The sequence below is a fragment of the Rhizobium sp. T1470 genome, from assembly GCF_042140505.1.
In the GTDB taxonomy this organism is placed as follows: Bacteria; Pseudomonadota; Alphaproteobacteria; order Rhizobiales; family Rhizobiaceae; genus Rhizobium; species Rhizobium favelukesii.
In genome coordinates, this window is the sequence record NZ_CP148093.1 from 209,893 (window position 1) to 226,149 (window position 16,257).

General features: G+C 56.0%; 11 protein-coding genes and 6 pseudogenes. 11 read left to right on the forward strand and 6 right to left on the reverse strand.

The window, feature by feature from the left end:
• Position 1: 1 nt before the first annotated feature.
• Positions 2–1,062 (reverse strand): IS630 family transposase gene (locus tag WGT02_RS30765; RefSeq protein ID WP_112334090.1). Its coding sequence is split into 2 segments (ribosomal slippage): positions 2–570 and positions 570–1,062, totalling 1,062 coding nucleotides; the frame shifts between segments, so codons are not numbered across the junction.
• A 306-nt stretch (positions 1,063–1,368) separates the two neighbouring features.
• Positions 1,369–2,441, reverse strand: a protein-coding gene (locus WGT02_RS30770; RefSeq protein ID WP_208245907.1) for an IS630 family transposase whose coding sequence is annotated in 2 segments (ribosomal slippage) — positions 1,369–1,955 and positions 1,955–2,441 — 1,074 coding nt in all. Because the reading frame shifts where the segments join, the coding sequence is not laid out codon by codon here.
• 122 nt (positions 2,442–2,563) lie between these two features.
• Between WGT02_RS30770 and WGT02_RS30775 the strand changes: the two are divergent.
• The 9 genes and pseudogenes from WGT02_RS30775 to WGT02_RS30815 all read left to right on the forward strand — a co-directional run.
• A pseudogene (locus WGT02_RS30775) lies at positions 2,564–2,764 on the forward strand (hypothetical protein); the annotation flags it as partial.
• A gap of 214 nt (positions 2,765–2,978) precedes the next feature.
• The gene (locus tag WGT02_RS30780) at positions 2,979–3,674 is read left to right on the forward strand and encodes a flavin reductase family protein (protein ID WP_024318859.1); all 696 of its coding nucleotides are present in this window, start codon (positions 2,979–2,981) and stop codon (positions 3,672–3,674) included.
• 390 nt (positions 3,675–4,064) lie between these two features.
• The gene (gene nodL, locus WGT02_RS30785; RefSeq protein WP_024318860.1) at positions 4,065–4,616 is read left to right on the forward strand and encodes a nodulation O-acetyltransferase NodL; all 552 of its coding nucleotides are present in this window, start codon (positions 4,065–4,067) and stop codon (positions 4,614–4,616) included.
• Positions 4,617–4,835: 219 nt separating this feature from the next.
• The gene (locus WGT02_RS30790) at positions 4,836–5,051 is read left to right on the forward strand and encodes a hypothetical protein (RefSeq protein ID WP_082323320.1); all 216 of its coding nucleotides are present in this window, start codon (positions 4,836–4,838) and stop codon (positions 5,049–5,051) included.
• Positions 5,038–6,453, forward strand: coding sequence for an SAM-dependent methyltransferase (locus WGT02_RS30795; RefSeq protein WP_208245909.1), 1,416 nt, complete (start codon positions 5,038–5,040; stop codon positions 6,451–6,453). Before WGT02_RS30790 ends, WGT02_RS30795 begins: the two co-directional genes overlap by 14 nt.
• Positions 6,454–6,465: 12 nt before the next feature.
• The gene (locus WGT02_RS30800; protein ID WP_208245911.1) at positions 6,466–8,139 is read left to right on the forward strand and encodes a sulfatase-like hydrolase/transferase; all 1,674 of its coding nucleotides are present in this window, start codon (positions 6,466–6,468) and stop codon (positions 8,137–8,139) included.
• Positions 8,140–8,328: 189 nt separating this feature from the next.
• Positions 8,329–9,412 (forward strand): annotated as a pseudogene (locus tag WGT02_RS30805) (IS3 family transposase).
• A gap of 348 nt (positions 9,413–9,760) precedes the next feature.
• Entirely contained in the window at positions 9,761–10,696 is a 936-nt protein-coding gene (locus WGT02_RS30810; RefSeq protein WP_024318862.1) for a flavin reductase family protein, read from the forward strand.
• Positions 10,693–10,911: pseudogene (locus tag WGT02_RS30815) on the forward strand (LLM class flavin-dependent oxidoreductase); the annotation flags it as partial. The gene WGT02_RS30810 and the pseudogene WGT02_RS30815, both read left to right, overlap by 4 nt.
• Before the next feature lie 30 nt (positions 10,912–10,941).
• Here the strand turns inward: WGT02_RS30815 and WGT02_RS30820 are convergent.
• Positions 10,942–11,585, reverse strand: a pseudogene (locus tag WGT02_RS30820) (DDE-type integrase/transposase/recombinase); the annotation flags it as partial.
• 135 nt (positions 11,586–11,720) lie between these two features.
• Here WGT02_RS30820 and WGT02_RS30825 point away from each other — a divergent pair.
• Positions 11,721–12,413: pseudogene (locus WGT02_RS30825) on the forward strand (IS630 family transposase); the annotation flags it as partial.
• Positions 12,414–12,605: 192 nt separating this feature from the next.
• Here WGT02_RS30825 and WGT02_RS30830 read toward each other — a convergent pair.
• Entirely contained in the window at positions 12,606–12,746 is a 141-nt protein-coding gene (locus WGT02_RS30830) for a hypothetical protein (protein ID WP_208245915.1), read from the reverse strand.
• 107 nt (positions 12,747–12,853) lie between these two features.
• Between WGT02_RS30830 and WGT02_RS30835 the strand changes: the two genes are divergently transcribed.
• Positions 12,854–13,926 (forward strand): IS630 family transposase gene (locus tag WGT02_RS30835; protein WP_208245917.1). Its coding sequence is split into 2 segments (ribosomal slippage): positions 12,854–13,340 and positions 13,340–13,926, totalling 1,074 coding nucleotides; the frame shifts between segments, so codons are not numbered across the junction.
• Between the two features lie 1,429 nt (positions 13,927–15,355).
• On the opposite strand, the pseudogene WGT02_RS30840 reads toward WGT02_RS30835, so the two are convergent.
• Positions 15,356–15,882, reverse strand: a pseudogene (locus WGT02_RS30840) (ATP-binding cassette domain-containing protein); the annotation flags it as partial.
• Between the two features lie 182 nt (positions 15,883–16,064).
• Positions 16,065–16,208, reverse strand: coding sequence for a hypothetical protein (locus tag WGT02_RS30845; protein ID WP_208245919.1), 144 nt, complete (start codon positions 16,206–16,208; stop codon positions 16,065–16,067).
• Positions 16,209–16,257 lie beyond the last annotated feature (49 nt).

Consider the following 16,257-nt stretch of genomic DNA (forward strand, 5'->3'; position numbering starts at 1 on the left):
ATCAAAACCGATGCGCCCACTCGCGCAGTCCAATGGACATTATCTTCCAGGGTTGCGCGACGAGTTTGTTCCAGGCGGCACAGCAGTGAGCGACGATGTCCTCGTAGTCTGTGAAGATGCGGTTCGACAGCCAGTTGTCCCTCATAAACTGCCAGACGTTTTCGACAGGGTTCAATTCAGGCGAACGCGGCGGCAAGAACAGCAATGTGATGTTGTCAGGGACGCTGAGCTTCGGCGTGACGTGCCATCCGGCTTGATCGAGGATGAGGACCGCGTGAGCGCCGTCATCGACTGCCTGGCTGATTTCCAGCAGATGTTGATTCATGGCGTCGGTATCGCAATAGGGCAATACGAGGCCCGCGCCCTTACCTTTCTTGGGGCAGATGGCACCGAAGATGTACGCCCACATCGTCCGTTGATCCAGCGGCGCTGAAGGTCGGGTGCCACGGCGAGCCCATCGGCGGGTGATCTTGTTTTTCTGACCTATGCGCGCCTCGTCGGCCCACCAGAGTTCGATCTCGGTATTCTTCGGGAGGCTGCTTCTGATGGCTGCCAATGCGGCAGGGAACTCTTTTTAAAAGCGTCCACTTCGGGTTCATTCTGGGCGTAGTGGCGCGGCCGGGCAGACAGCTTGGCAAAGCCGAGAGCCTTCAATTCGCGACCAACCGTGGTCTCGTCCATCGAGATCCGGAATTCCTGGAAGATCCATTGGACCAGATCCTTGCGCCGCCACCGAACGACACCGTGGATAGCCGGGATCGGACCACGCTCTACAATCTTGGCCAAGGCCTGGCGCTGATCATCATTCAGCTTGGGCCGATTGCCGGGAGCCTTGCCGTTGAGGAGCCCGGCCGACCCGTGCTCATTGAAACGAACGACCCAGTCGCGAACAATCTGCAAGGTCACGCCCCCGATCCGGGCCGCATCTGTACGCGAGCCGCCGTCATAAATTTCCGCCAACGCCAGAAGCCGCCGCGCTTGAGCGGCATCCTTGGTCCCTTTCGCGAACTGCCGCAGAGCAGGACCATCAAAATCATCGCGCAATGCAATCGCCGAACCCATTGCAAACCTCCCGTTTGCCCCATGGATTCAGATTTTCACCGATTCGGGAATCCCAAGTGAGTCGCACTCTGCGCTCGCTGGTATCAGCTCCTGCAGAGACGAGAGACTACGTCGAAGCCGAGACTTCTCCGTGCGCATCCCGACCTTGAAGTTACCCTTTTGGTTCCGCGAGCAGTACAGCGTCATGCCCAGAAAGTAGATCGTCTCCGGGCGATTTCTGCCGCGTTTGCTCGCATCTCTCTGAGCAAACCGACCAAACTCGACCAACTTGGTCTTGCTCTCAAGAGTGATACCAACGAGCGCTAATCAAAACCGGTGCGCCCAATCACGCATTCCAATTGACATGATCTTCCACGGCTGCGCGACCAGCTTGTTCCATGCGTCACAGCAATGGGAAACGATGTCGTCGTAGTCTTTGAATATCCGGTTGGACAACCAGTTCTCCCTCATAAATTGCCACAGGTTCTCGACAGGGTTCAATTCGGGCGACCGCGGCGGCAGGAACAGCAGGGTGACGGTGTCGGGTACTTTGAGTTTCGGCGTGACGTGCCATCCAGCCTGATCAACGATCAGCACGGCATGAGCACCTTCATCGACCGCCTGGCTGATTTCGAGCAGATGCTGGTTCATGGCATGGTTCATGGCATCGGTGTCGCAGTAGGGAAGAACAAGGCCCGCAGCTTTGCCCTTCTTGGGGCAGATGGCGCCGAAGATATAAGTCCACATCGTGCGTTGATCGAGTGGTGCCGAAGGCCTTGTGCCCTTGCGTGCCCATCGTCGGGTGATCTTGTTCTTCTGCCCTATCCGAGCTTCGTCGGCCCACCAGAGCTCGATCTCGATGTTCTTGGGGAGCCTGCTTTTGATGGTTGCCAGTGTGGCGGGGAAGTTTTTTTAAAACTCTCCAGGTCACCCTCGTTCTGGGCGTAATGGCGCGGACGAGCAGACAGCTTTGCAAAGCCGAGCGCCTTCAATTCGCGGCCAATGGTCGTCTCGTCCACAGAGATCCGGTATTCCTGGAAAAGCCATTGAACCAGATCCTTGCGCCGCCAGCGAACGACGCCATGCACTGCTGGTATCGGCCCGCTTTCGACAATCTTCGCCAAAGCCTGGCGATGCACAGCGGAAAGCTTTCCTTGATTGCCAGGCGCTTTGCCATTGATGAGCCCCGACGGGCCACGCGCATTGAAGCGAATAACCCAGTCGCGGACAATTTGCAGGGTCACGCCTCCGATCCTGGCCGCGTCGCTGCGTGAATGACCATCATAGATTTCGGCAAGGGCAAGAAGCCGCCGAGCCTGTGCCGCATCCTTCGTGCTCTTGGCCAATGCCCGCAGGGCAAAACCGTCGAAGTCATCGCGCAGTGGAATTCCCAATGTCATCCGCAAACCTCCGTTTGCGACAGAGATTCAGAATTCAACTGATTTGGAAACCGCAAAACGAGTCAGAAACCGCTCACGTTGGTATCACGTGGCGGCATGGATGTCAGGTCGAGCCGAGACGCGTGCGCGACATGGCCTTCCACAAAAAGAGCGGCCTCACGATCGAAGAAATGGTCAAGAGCCGTTGGGTCTATTGCAAACTCCGCAACTTCCGCGCCGGCATCGAGGCAGGCATCTCATGCCTGAAGCGCGCCTATGGTCTGGCCCGCTGTACCTGGCGCGGGCTTGACCACTCTGGTGAGCCCGCACGAAGAGTCGCTTGACAGCAGAATATTATGGCATACCATAAGACATAATATCTCAAGAAGGGCTTCCGACGGCGGCTCGAATCCGCAGGACATTGCAGATCTCAAGTCGCCAGAGAGCGGAAGGGCCATATCGCGGCGACCCCGCGGCGGGCCAGGACATGGTGAAACTCACCGCAGCAGCCGTCAACGCGACGATGGCAGAATGGCTGGCGCGCAAGGAGGGAGTAGCATGAAAGCGGATGTTTTCAACCCGAGAGCCTTGCGCGAGGCTTTTGGAGCCTTTCCGACCGCAGTGACGGTCATAACAGCCAACGATCCGGCGGACAGGCCAGTTGGTTCTACTGCCAACTCCTTTGCGTCTGTATCCTTGGATCCGCCGCTGCTGCTCGTTTGCCTTGCCAAGACTTCGCGCGACTACCCAACAGTGACCAAAGCCGAGCACTTCGCGATCAACATACTCTCAGAAGCCCAGAAGAATGTGTCCATTAAATTTGCCCGCCCCGCGGAAGATCGCTTCGCTGCTGTCGACTGGGCGAGGGGTCCGAACGGCTGTCCGATATTCGCGCAGGTGGCGGCGTGGTTTGAATGTTCGATGCATGATGTCATCGAGGCGGGCGACCACGTCATGATGGTCGGTCGCGTGACGGCTTTCGAAAGCAGCGGCTTGAATGGTCTGGGCTATGCCCGCGGCGGCTACTTCACTCCGAGAGTCCCTGCAAAAGCCGTTTCCTCTGCAGCGGGCGGCGGAGAGATCTGCGCCGCCGCCGTGTTGGAGCGCCACGGCTCGCTTTTTCCATTGGGCGATGAAAACTTGCCCTTTCCGAGTTGCAGCGCAGCAGGCGGTGACCTAGCAAATACGCTGGCGTCCCACCTCGAACAATTGGGACTGAGCGTCCACGATTGGTTTTCTTTGCTGGATCTATAAGGACAAGCAGGCCGTTGAAGAAGTCATTCGCGTTCGCAGACGAAGCCTGAATCATCTTCGTTGTGGACGTAGAAGTGCCCGATGAGGCCGTCCGGCGGAGCCGAGAGCGGCCCATCCGCGGCCGCAGGCCGGGTCACTCTCGTCTTTGTCCCTCCCATGAACTCCGCACGAGACTCATCGCGTGCGCCCAATATTGTTGTCATCCACCGCGCGGATGCAATTGATCCAAACAATCGATTTTACCAATCATCGCGTATGGTCGATAGGAGACGGCGGAAGAATTTGAGTGGGTGCGGTTGGCGTTCGCCGTTAAACGAGCCGGAATTAGGCCTACAGTACCTTCGGGGAAACAACCTACTAACGCTATCAAGGACGGTCTGAGAAGAAACGATGACACGCACTCAAAAAGAGAAGATGCTCGCGGGCGAGATGTACAATGCAGCGGACCCGGAAATCCAAGCCGACTTGCTGGCTGCTGGGGCTTGGCTGAAGCGGTACAATGGTGGTTTGGGGGACTCCGCCGAACGTTGGCATTTGTACCTCCGCGAACGGCTAGGCGAGGTTGGGCCTGGAGCGGTCATCCGTCCGCCCTTTCACTGCGACTACGGCTACAACATCCGTATCGGAGCCCACGCTTACCTCAATTTCAACTGCGTAATCCTCGACGTGGCAAAGGTGACGATTGGGGAAGGAACCGCAATTGGGCCCGCTGTGCAGATCTATACCGCCGATCATCCAGATGACCCCGAGCAGCGGCAGGCGGGGCTGCAGCTCGGACGACCTGTCTGCATTGGCAGGCACGTCTGGATCGGCGGTGGCGCAATCATTCTCCCGGGCGTGACGATTGGCGATCATGCAGTCGTTGGCGCGGGCAGCGTAGTAACGCGCGATGTTCCTGCGGGCGCAAAGGTCATGGGAAGTCCAGCTCGGGTCAGAGGCTGAACCCTAGTGCCTTGATGACGCGTGTTGCGGGCGCTCGAGCTTCTCTATGACGCGCTGCCTGCCTCTCCGCTTTTAGCCAAAAGTACCCTGTCTGAGGCGCCGCTTCCACGCCTGCATTCGAGGCTCAACAGACCCAAGAACAGCGGAATGATAGGCACAGGCACAGGTAGTTGACGATCGTTGAACTTGAATAGCAACCAGCACACGAAGGGGACATCGATGCCGATATTTATAGGTGCTGCGGGATTTCTCATCCTTTCTATTGTACCAGCTCATGCTTATCTCGACCCGGGCACGGGCAGCATGCTCGTTCAAGGCTTGATCGGCGCGTTAGCGATCGCCGGAGCAACTGTCTCCGGTTATTGGAATAGGATTAGATGGGCCGTCAGATCTTTTTTAGGCCGGGGGAACAACGGCAAGAATGGCGGTAAGTAAGTTGGTGGCGGACGCACCGAAGCCGGGGCGCGTCCCCGGCTCCTTTAGAGATCCCTCTGGTCAAGTCTTCAATTTCCAAGATTGCATCTTGCGAACGATGGATACTGCCGCAGCCATCGAGTTTGCAAGTGCAGAGAAGGCGATGCGTCAGCTCGTCGATGAACGGCGACTTGTTGACTTTTCAGACGCGGAACCGAGCGTTCACCAGCTTTTTCAAGGAAGTATTGCTCGAGTTCTGCAGCATCCCCGCCTGGAGCAAATCACCTACCCATACGAGTGGTCGTTTGCCGGATTGAAGGCGGCAGCTCTTTTTCATCTTCAACTGCAGCTTGATCTACTTGATCAGGGTTTTTGCTTATCGGATGCGACCGCTTATAACGTTCAGTTTGAAGGGTCGCGGCCAACTTTCATCGACCATCTGTCGATAAAACCGTACCGTGATGGGCAGCTTTGGTATGGCCATAAGCAATTTTGTGAGCAGTTTCTGATTCCCCTGTTATTGCGTTCCATTTTCGACATTACGCACCACAGCTGGTATCGCGGCAATCTCGAAGGGGTGCCGAGTGCGGACTTCGTAAAGCTGCTGAGTGCCCGACATTGGCTGTCCCATAAGTTGTTTACACATATTATTTTGCCTGCAAAGCTGCAGTCCTCTAAGACATCACAGACCAAGGCGGATCTTGGAAGCTCGAGTGCGAGACGGCTTCCTAAGGGTGCCTTCCGTGCCATGCTCGCCCAACTTTACAGCTGGATTGGTGGACTGAAAGTTGATGTTGGAAAGCAAACGGTTTGGCAAGGATACGCGGCGAACAACACCTACACAGCTACCCAGAGAAGTGATAAGGGGCAGTACGTCGCAGAGTTTGTCGCTCAACATAAGCCGCGAACAATAATCGATCTTGGCTGTAATACGGGTGACTTTAGCTACGTAGCTTTGGAGAATGGTGCAGAAAAGGCGATCGGATTTGATTTCGATCCGCACGCGCTCGATGCTGCGTTCGACCGATCAGTCCAGACATCAAGGAACTTTCTTCCACTTTATCTTGATGCACGTAATCCATCGCCGAGCCAAGGGTGGGGCGAGTGGGAGCGTCAAGGATTCAGTTCACGGTTTTCGGCAGATGCTGTTCTGGCGCTAGCCTTCGAACATCATTTGGCAATTGCTCACAACGTTCCCCTTGCCGAGGTTGTCGCGTGGGTGGCCGAAGTTGCGCCAAAGGGAATTATCGAATTCGTCCCCAAGGACGACGAAACTGTGCGACGCATGTTGGCGGGTCGAGAGGACATCTTCCGTGATTACGACGAAGAGTCTTTTGAGAGCGCGTTGAGCCAGAAAGCTCGGGTGCTAAGTAAGCACCTAATACCTGGCAGCAAACGAATATTGTACACGTTCGAGAGATAGGAGAAAGCAGAAATGAAACGCATCGCGTTACTACTATCACCGCTGGTAATTCTGGTTACTCCGATCATTGATGCTTTTCAGGGCGTGTATATTGATCCCAGAAGCGATGCAGGTTACGCCGTCATCGCTTGCATTGCTATTCTTGGGCTTACCTTGGGTATGATTGCATCGCTTTGTTATAAATGGGGAGCTGTTGGCAATGTCATAACAGCAGGAACACTCGCCATTACGCTTTTCCTTTTTGGCGATCTTTCATACGGTCTCTTCTGGAAACTAGGAGAGCACATCGGAACGTGGGGCGCCGCCGCATCGGCGCTCGCTGGACTGGTTGTTCTTACTCTTACCCTCTTCAAGCTCATGGCCGCTGTGCCCCGCATGATGGCCGCATTTGCGGTAGCCTTACTGGGCTCTACAATTCTTGACCGCGGCTTGATTACTGAGGCGAGCGCCGAAGAATCTGCCCCGGCCGTGATTTATATCGTGACTGATGAAATGATCGGCATTTCTGGGATCGACACAAATTTACCACATGGAGCAGAAGCCAAAGCCGCATTGTTGCAGGTTTTTCAGAAGTATGGATTTCGGCTCCATTCAAAGGCCTTCAGTCGGCACGTTCTTACTCAAGTTTCGGTCCCAGCCGCCTTGAACATGGACTATTCGTATAATTTCCCCGGCGATGGATCGCATTATGCGTACCCGGGCAAGGTAACGACTTTCAAGGAATTGTCGTTGTTCGATCTGTGGCATCAACAAGGGTTAGCAGTCACCGTCTTCCAGTCTGCTCATCTAGATTACTGCCAAACCGAAATCAAAGTCGATTGCCATACCTTCGCATCATTTGACGGAACTAGGTTTCTTGAACGGCAGCGAATCGAGGGCGGACCATACCGGGACGTTCCTCCCGCTACTGCGGCACTGGCGGATGTTAAGGCGCTGGTGGATGGAAACAGGAGAAGCTTTGCAATGGCAGCAGTTGGAGTCGCGGCCTCCAATATGTTGGGGACATTCGAGACGGAATTGCAGGAATGGCATCCGCGATCTTACGACCAACTAGCCTTTCCTTACTGGCTTCAACAGTTTCAGAACACAATTCTAGATAAAGGTCGTGGGAACGCCTTTTTTGGGCATTTTCTATTTCCGCACAGTCCTGCCGTCTACGACAAAGATTGCAAACCAACGAACCGTTGGGTTTCGAGATCCTATCTTACGGAAGCACGCGGGTTGGTAGGTCAAAAGCTAGATGAGGCGCGCGCGGAAGAATATGGATTCTACTTCGCTCAAACGCTCTGTCTGGCCAAGCAACTGGATAAGTTCTTTAATGCGGTTGTCAGCGATAAAAGGTTTCAGGATGCCACGATCGTCGTTCATGGCGACCACGGCTCGCGTATTTCCGCGGGTAGAAACGTAGAGACAATGTCTCCGAGGGATTACGTCGACAATTATTCCGCCCTTTACGCCACTAGAAAGCCAAGCGTAGAAATGGGTACAGACTACTCGCTACACTCGGTTCAGTGGTTGAACGCTTCTCTGTTCCGCGGCAACGCGCCAGAAGTCGCTCCGACCGTCGTGGGGTCAATGCGGGGCGAATCTGACGAACCAGCAGTCTACGCACCCATAACCAATCCAGACCACGTTGCGATAATGCCGATGCATGACTTTGACGCATCTCATGGAGTTGCCCCATAAAAACCGGACAGGAACAGACTTCTGTTTGACGGTTTAAGAACTCACGCGGGGATAGATATCCCAAAGCCTTTTGTGGGTGAAGCGCATTGTAGTGTTCGAACCACAAAGGCAGTTGGGCGGTAATCCCCCCGGTAATTAACGGGCTTCAAAAGTAGAATTTTCTCCGGCTTTATGATCGAGGAGATTTTGATGAAGACGAGCAGATTCAGCGAACCTCAAATCCTTGCCATCCTGCGCCAGGCAGAAGGCGGCGTTTCTGTGCCGGAGTTATGCCGGGAACACGGGATGAGCACTGCTAGCTTTTACAAGTGGCGTTCGAAGTATGGCGGCATGGACGCCTCGATGATCAGCCAGATGAAGGCTCTGGAGGATGAGAACCGTCGGCTGAAGAAGATGTATGCCGAGATGAGCATGCCGGCAGAACTGCTGAAGGAGGCTCTTGGAAAAAAATGACGCGGCCATCTCAACGCCGGGAGATGGCTGGGAAAGCAGTGGCGTTGCGTGGGGTCAGCATTGCGTTGGCCTGCCGTACCTTCGATGTCAGCGAGACATGTTATCGTTACAGCGCAAAGCTGAACGACGAGAACGAGCAGATTGCCGATCTCCTGATCGGGCTGACGAGGGCGAAGAAGACCTGGGGCTTCGGCCTGTGCTTTCTTTACCTGCGCAATGTCCGGGGACATCGCTGGAACCACAAGCGCGTGTACCGCATCTACCGTGAGCTGGAATTGAACCTCAGGATCAAGCCACGCAGGCGTTTGAAGCGGGACAAGCCCGATGCCTTGACCGTGCCGGAAGCACCGAACGTGGCTTGGTCCATGGATTACATGGCGGATCGTTTGGAAGACGGTAGGCAATTCCGGCTGTTGACTGTCTTGGACGACTTCAACCGCGAGGGGTTGGGCATCGAGGTGGATTTCTCGCTGCCTGCTGAACGCGTCATCCGCAGTCTGAACCAGATCATCGAATGGCGCGGCAAACCGTTCGCCATTCGTGTGGATAGTGGACCTGAATACGTCAGTGGCAAACTGATGGAGTGGGCCGAAACGCGAGGAATTGCTTTGAGCCACATCCAGCCCGGAAAGCCGCAACAGAATGCCTATGTCGAGCGCTACAACCGCACCGTCCGACATGGCTCGACCAATACATCATTGAAAGTATCGAGGAGGCACAGGAATTCGCCACGCAGTGGCTATGGACGTACAACAACGAACGGCCCAATATGGGCATCGGCGGCATCACACCCGCACAGAAACTGAAAATGGCCGCGTGAATTCTACCGCCGAGCCCCGTTAAAAATTGGGGATTACCCCACCACCATGGAAGGCGCGTCGACGATATCCCGGTTGTCCTGATGTCGTTCTAGCGAGCCCGGCAGGTCTGGGCTGCGCTCTTTCAGGAGAATGGGAAACCGGGAGCAGAACGCCACTCTGTGACCGAAGCCACAGGCCAGGTCACGCATTGGAGAATGGTTCAAGAACCGAACGGCAGATGCCTGTCTCACGGAAGGAAGAGATTTACTCGATCGGCCAAAACGTCGGTCAAAACATAACAGAACCCAAGGAAGAGCCGCCAAATGGCGGTGTTTTGCCCCTTGCGTTCTTTCATTGGAGAAACCGAGATGACTGCGAAAATTATCGATCCGAGAGTCTTGCGAGACGCGTTCGGTGCATTTGCGACCGGAGTGACAGTGGTCACGGCCAGCGATGCGGCGGGTAGGCCGATCGGGTTTACGGCCAATTCCTTTTCGTCGGTCTCCTTAGATCCGCCCCTGCTGCTCGTTTGCGTTGCCAAGACCTCGCGCAATTATGCAACGATGACCGGTGCGGCGCGTTTTGCCATCAACGTCCTGTCTGAAACGCAAAAAGAAGTTTCCAACACGTTCGCCCGACCAGTGCAGGATAGGTTCGCGGCAGTAGATTGGTGGCGTGGTCCGAGCGGCTGCCCGATATTCTCCGATGTGGCGGCGTGGTTCGAGTGCTCGATGCAGGACATCATTGATGCGGGCGATCATGTCATCATGATCGGACGCGTCATCGCCTTCGAAAACAGCGGCCTAAATGGTTTGGGCTATGTACGTGGCGGCTACTTCACTCCGAGGTTGGCAGGCAAGGCCGTTTCCGCTGCCGTCGAGGGGGAGATTCGTCTCGGCGCGGTGCTCGAACAGCACGGCTCGGTGTTCCTGCTGGGGGATGAAATTCTGTCGCTCCCGAATTGCACTGTCCAAGGGGGCGATCCTGCCCGCACGCTGGCCGCGCATCTCGATCAATTGACCGGGCTGAAAGTCACCATCGGGTTTCTCTATTCGGTCTACGAGGACAAGAGCGATGGTCGCCAACACATCGTCTACCACGCGCTTGCCAGCGAGGGTGCCCCACGAGAAGGACGGTTTCTGAGAGCGGCCGAGATCGCTGCGGCCTGGTTTAGCAGTAGTGCGACTGCCGACATCATCAATCGTTTCGTTCTCGAGAGCTCTATAGGCAATTTCGGCATGTATTTCGGCGACGAGACCGGCGGCACTGTCCATCCGACCGTGAAGAAGGGCGCACGCTCATGAAATTCTCACTTTTCGTTCACATGGAGCGCCTGGATGCTGAGCAGGACCACAAGACGCTCTACGAGCAATTCGTCACGCTTTGCGAAATCGCCGACAGAGGCGGCATGCACGCGATCTGGACCGGCGAACATCATGGAATGGAGTTCACCATCGCGCCGAACCCCTTCGTAACGATTGCTGACCTTGCCCGCCGAACCAAGACTGCGCGCGGCGGCTGCGAGTTGCCCCATAAAAACCGGACAGGATCAGACTTCTGTTTGACGGTTTAAGAACTCACGCGGGGATAGATATTTCAAAGCCTTTTGTGGGTGAAGCGCATTGTAGTGCTCGAACCACAAAGGCAGTTGGGCGATCACGGTTTCGGCGTCCGGAATGTGATTAACCGAGACGTAGTCGCGCTTGAAGGTTTGACGAAGGCTTCGGCCATTCCGTTGGACTGAGGGCTGCGAATGGGTGTCGAGCAAGGCTCCATGCCGATATCGAGCAGCAGCGATTTCGTGTCCTTCGCCATGAAGCACGAGCCGTTGTCGGTCAGCCACTCGATGGGCTGTGGAAGGGTGTTGATGCGACCGAAGCGGTTCTCGACGGCGGTGATGACAAGGTCCTGCACGTCCTTGCTCTTGATCCCTTCGGTGGTCGCCACATGGGCGATGGCCCCGCGGTCACAGCAGTCGAGAGCAAAGGCAACGCGGACCTTCTCTTTGTTGTCGCAGCCGATTTCGAAGCCGTCCGAGCACCAACGCAGGTTCGACTGCTCCACGGCAACGCGGCCGTCGTGGCGGCGCGTATCAATCGCCGCTGTATGGCGTTGAAGAAGCAGGCCATGCACCTTCATCACCCGATAGACGCGTTTGACGTTGGGCCACGAGCGGCTTTCGTTGCAGGCGTTGTCGACCAGCGACGGCGGCGTTCAGGACCCGACAGCAGTTCTATCTTCGGATGGTGACTGGTCATAATGGGCACATTACCTCGCTCACTTATTAAGTGAGAGATCATGTCCGGAGATTTATGGGGCCACTACGCCAAAATCGATGGCGAATATATCGCCCGGATGGAGGATCTCCTCGATCTCTACACCGAGCCGAGTGATCCTAAGCGGCCAGTCGTCTGCTTCGATGAAAGTCCGATCCAGCTCATCGGCGAGGTGCGCGTGCCTATCGTGCGGAAACCGGGGAAGCGATACCGCTACGACTCCGAATACAAGCGCAATGGCACGGCCAACCTCTTCGTTATGGTCGACGCCAATAGGTCATGGCGCAAGGTCAAGGTCACAGATCGGCGCGCCAACGAGGACTTCGCCGTCTGCATGCGCGACCTCGTCGACCTCGATGATCCCGACGCCGACCGGGTCCGTATCGTGATGGATAATTTATCGACCCACACGGCCTGCGCTGTCTATCAGACCTCCCCAGCCGCCGAGGCGCGTCGGATCTTGCGACGTCTGGAATTCCACTACACGCCCCGCCACGTGAGCTGGCTCAATATGGCTGAGATCGAGATCGGCGTCATGCGCCGACAGTGTCTTGACCGCCGTATCGACAACCGCGACTTGCTCAAATCCGCGGTTGACGCCTGGGAGCGGCGTCGAACCGAAAGTGGTGCTCAAATCCGATGGATGTTCTCGACAGACCAAGCCCGCGAAAAGATGGCAAAGTCTTATCCAATACCTTTGCTCAACGAGTCACAATCTCTGGGACGTCACACTAGAGCAAAATGACGAGTGGGCTGTTCAGCGCTCGCGATACATGACGCTGGAAACCATCGCGATGGACCAGCACGCTCGATGCGCTTTTGACAATCGGTCGCTATTCCGCGCTCCCGGGCTTTTTGGCGAAGCGGGTGCGCCACTCGGTGAAGTCGCGGATATTAGGATTGAGCATCTTCCCGCTGGCATTGCCCAGCGCGACGATCACATGAAGATGCGGGTGCTTACATGCATGATCTCTCTGATGACGATCAGCTTCGCGACGAGGTTAACGGAAATATCGAGGCGCCTGGCAAGCACGTCCACGTTGATGAGGACATGAGCCCCGATGACGGATGCAAGCATGAATCGTGGCGCAAGACGGCTTATACCAACGTGAGCGGTTTCTGACTCGTTTTGCGGTTTCCAAATCAGTTGAATTCTGAATCTCTGTCGCAAACGGAGGTTTGCGGATGACATTGGGAATTCCACTGCGCGATGACTTCGACGGTTTTGCCCTGCGGGCATTGGCCAAGAGCACGAAGGATGCGGCACAGGCTCGGCGGCTTCTTGCCCTTGCCGAAATCTATGATGGTCATTCACGCAGCGACGCGGCCAGGATCGGAGGCGTGACCCTGCAAATTGTCCGCGACTGGGTTATTCGCTTCAATGCGCGTGGCCCGTCGGGGCTCATCAATGGCAAAGCGCCTGGCAATCAAGGAAAGCTTTCCGCTGTGCATCGCCAGGCTTTGGCGAAGATTGTCGAAAGCGGGCCGATACCAGCAGTGCATGGCGTCGTTCGCTGGCGGCGCAAGGATCTGGTTCAATGGCTTTTCCAGGAATACCGGATCTCTGTGGACGAGACGACCATTGGCCGCGAATTGAAGGCGCTCGGCTTTGCAAAGCTGTCTGCTCGTCCGCGCCATTACGCCCAGAACGAGGGTGACCTGGAGAGTTTTAAAAAAACTTCCCCGCCACACTGGCAACCATCAAAAGCAGGCTCCCCAAGAACGTCGAGATTGAGCTCTGGTGGGCCGACGAAGCTCGGATAGGGCAGAAGAACAAGATCACCCGACGATGGGCACGCAAGGGCACAAGGCCTTCGGCACCACTCGATCAACGCACGATGTGGACTTATATCTTCGGCGCCATCTGCCCCAAGAAGGGCAAAGCTGCGGGCCTTGTTCTTCCCTACTGCGACACCGATGCCATGAACCATGCCATGAACCAGCATCTGCTCGAAATCAGCCAGGCGGTCGATGAAGGTGCTCATGCCGTGCTGATCGTTGATCAGGCTGGATGGCACGTCACGCCGAAACTCAAAGTACCCGACACCGTCACCCTGCTGTTCCTGCCGCCGCGGTCGCCCGAATTGAACCCTGTCGAGAACCTGTGGCAATTTATGAGGGAGAACTGGTTGTCCAACCGGATATTCAAAGACTACGACGACATCGTTTCCCATTGCTGTGACGCATGGAACAAGCTGGTCGCGCAGCCGTGGAAGATCATGTCAATTGGAATGCGTGATTGGGCGCACCGGTTTTGACTAGCGCTCGTTGGTATTACTCGCCTCCTCTTCTGCACCATTGCATGGACGACGAATACCCTGGTGCTCGCCGTGGAGGAGGATGCGGCTTCGAGATTTGTCGCTACTATCAGAAAGCCTATGCAGAGGGACCCGATCCCTGCCCCTCAAGAACCTCTCGATACGTCATCGATCGCCGAGCGGCTCGATCTGCAGACGATCACACCTGAAGGCGCGTTGAGCGGGAGCGCGTTTCTCGCCTCCGACGGAACCATCGTCAAATTGGCCGGCGCCCAAGGCTGCCGAGGAGATCGAGTTCGCCGGCCTGCAGACGACATGCGCGATGGTCTCGCTCGCAGGTCTAACCGCCACTCTCGGCGAGACAGGGGCTGCTGCCGGCAATGCTTTCCCGTGCCATTTCCTTGGGCAAAACGCCGTCTCGCCGACCGTGCGTTTTGCCGAGTGCTTTTTTCGTGAAGGACGGTGCCCCGCAATCACTTTCCGAAGTGCTCATCACCAATACGGCGGAGCTTTGGCGACCGCGGCGATAGCTGCATTGAGGAGATCGTTACGCCGCGGCCGCGCCGCACTGAGCCCTATTTCTTCGATATCTCGAATGACCAAGGCGTGAAGCAGCGGTTCTGGTTCAACCTGAATCAATAGTCCACGTCGAAAGCGTGTAACCGCGAGCCTTAGCTTAGGTCAGCTCGTCGGTGGCTTTCGACGGGCTCTCCATGCCGCTATCTGAGCAAGGTCACTTTCCGTGACTTTGAACAAATCCTCGATCGTGACATTTCGCTCGCGCTGCATCTTGTCGAGGATCGACAGCTTGACATCCCGCATGCCGCGGATGACCTGGACATATAGGCTTCCGACGCGCCGAGTTGCTCGGCGAGGTCCTTGTTCGTCAACCCGCGCTGGGCCCTCAATCGCATCAGACCAATCGCGAGCGGTTCCTGAAAGGAAAGCGACTTCAGCTCAACCACATTCGAAAGCTGATCAGCGCCGTCGTCCCTCAACTGCGGCATCGAATGACATCCTCGCCCGGAGGGTTCATAAACAGATTACGGAGCGGTAGCTGCCGATAACCGGGCGCAAGAGCGCGCCTACAGCTGCTTGAATGTTTCAAAGTTCTACGGCTCATTATGCATGACGTTGTTCAGAAAGACCAAGAAGGTAAGCCTAAACGCTTTGTTGTTCATCTTTTGCATGCGACTGTTCACAAGTCCGTTACGCCTCAATACACCGCAGCCGAGAGCCCGTGCAAGGGACCGCTTGCGGACTCCGAGACGTATCCTCCGATTGAGGTCTTGTTTTCCTTGTTGACGAAATTGACGTTTCCCCGGCTTTGCAAATCAATCTCCAATTGCGCCAAACTTTAACTGCGTATTGTGCTGTTCTATGTGATGGAGAAACTGATGGGATGGCTCGAACAGTTTGGCTATCGGTTTGACATGCGGCGGTTAGGCGGAGCGGCCTTGGTATCGAATCCGTCGGAGAATTGTACAATCATCTCGTAGACACCCGCGGCCTTCGCAGCACGGATGATCTTTTCAGATGATGCATTGAGATCGAAGCGGGAGATGTTTTCAGCAATCGAGCGCTGAACAACGACACGTCTTGGGGCAGGTATCCGATATGTTGTCCCAGGGCAGCAGGATCCCACTGGGACAGAGATGCGCCGTCGAGACGAACAGCACCAGTCAAAGGTTGCCAAAGATCGACGAGGCCGCGATCCAGCGACGACTTGCCTGACGCACTAGGTCCGATCACTCCAATCGCATCGCCTGCACGCAGTTCAAAGGAGGCTCCGCGCACAATTGCGACCGTTCCTGGTGCGCCAACGTGCAGGTTTTCTGCTTTTAGGCTGGCGACCGGTCTTGGCAGTGAAACTTCGCGTTCGCCCGTTTGCAGCGACTGCGCGACCTGCTGCAGGCGAGACCAACTTTGTCGAGCGGAAGCAAATCCCTTCCATTGATGTCCGAGACCTGGTGTAGCACGATATAAGTGGTCATCGGGTTTTTCCGGTAGGATTGGCTTATTCAAGCACAACCTTTTGGAAAGATCACCGATGACCAATGATGTGATGGACCTGCGTGGCGCCGGGAGCCCCTGTTCAGAGTGAGGAAGCGCTGGGGTGCTCCCGTGCGGACTACCGGTCAGGAGTAATCGAAATGGTTCGAGGTCAAGGAGGCTACGTCAGCCATCGTCAGATTGTCCAGGTGGGCGAACTCATGCGCGGTGTTTTCACCGTCAACATAGGCCAGAACTGCGCCGCCTGCCTTAGCATCGTAGTAAACCAAGATGTCGCCGCGAACTTCTTGGGGGGGGTAGATTTCGCGGCCTCAGAGG

What these genes read in the sequence shown, in the direction of transcription:
- WGT02_RS30780 (WP_024318859.1), top strand. Translation starts at nt 2,979, where the DNA reads ATGAAAGCGGATGTTTTCAACCCGAGAGCCTTGCGCGAGGCTTTTGGA.
- nodL (WP_024318860.1), top strand. Translation starts at nt 4,065, where the DNA reads ATGACACGCACTCAAAAAGAGAAGATGCTCGCGGGCGAGATGTACAAT.
- WGT02_RS30790 (WP_082323320.1), top strand. Translation starts at nt 4,836, where the DNA reads ATGCCGATATTTATAGGTGCTGCGGGATTTCTCATCCTTTCTATTGTA.
- WGT02_RS30795 (WP_208245909.1), top strand. Translation starts at nt 5,038, where the DNA reads ATGGCGGTAAGTAAGTTGGTGGCGGACGCACCGAAGCCGGGGCGCGTC.
- WGT02_RS30800 (WP_208245911.1), top strand. Translation starts at nt 6,466, where the DNA reads ATGAAACGCATCGCGTTACTACTATCACCGCTGGTAATTCTGGTTACT.
- WGT02_RS30810 (WP_024318862.1), top strand. Translation starts at nt 9,761, where the DNA reads ATGACTGCGAAAATTATCGATCCGAGAGTCTTGCGAGACGCGTTCGGT.
- WGT02_RS30830 (WP_208245915.1), bottom strand. Translation starts at nt 12,746, where the DNA reads ATGCTTGCATCCGTCATCGGGGCTCATGTCCTCATCAACGTGGACGTG.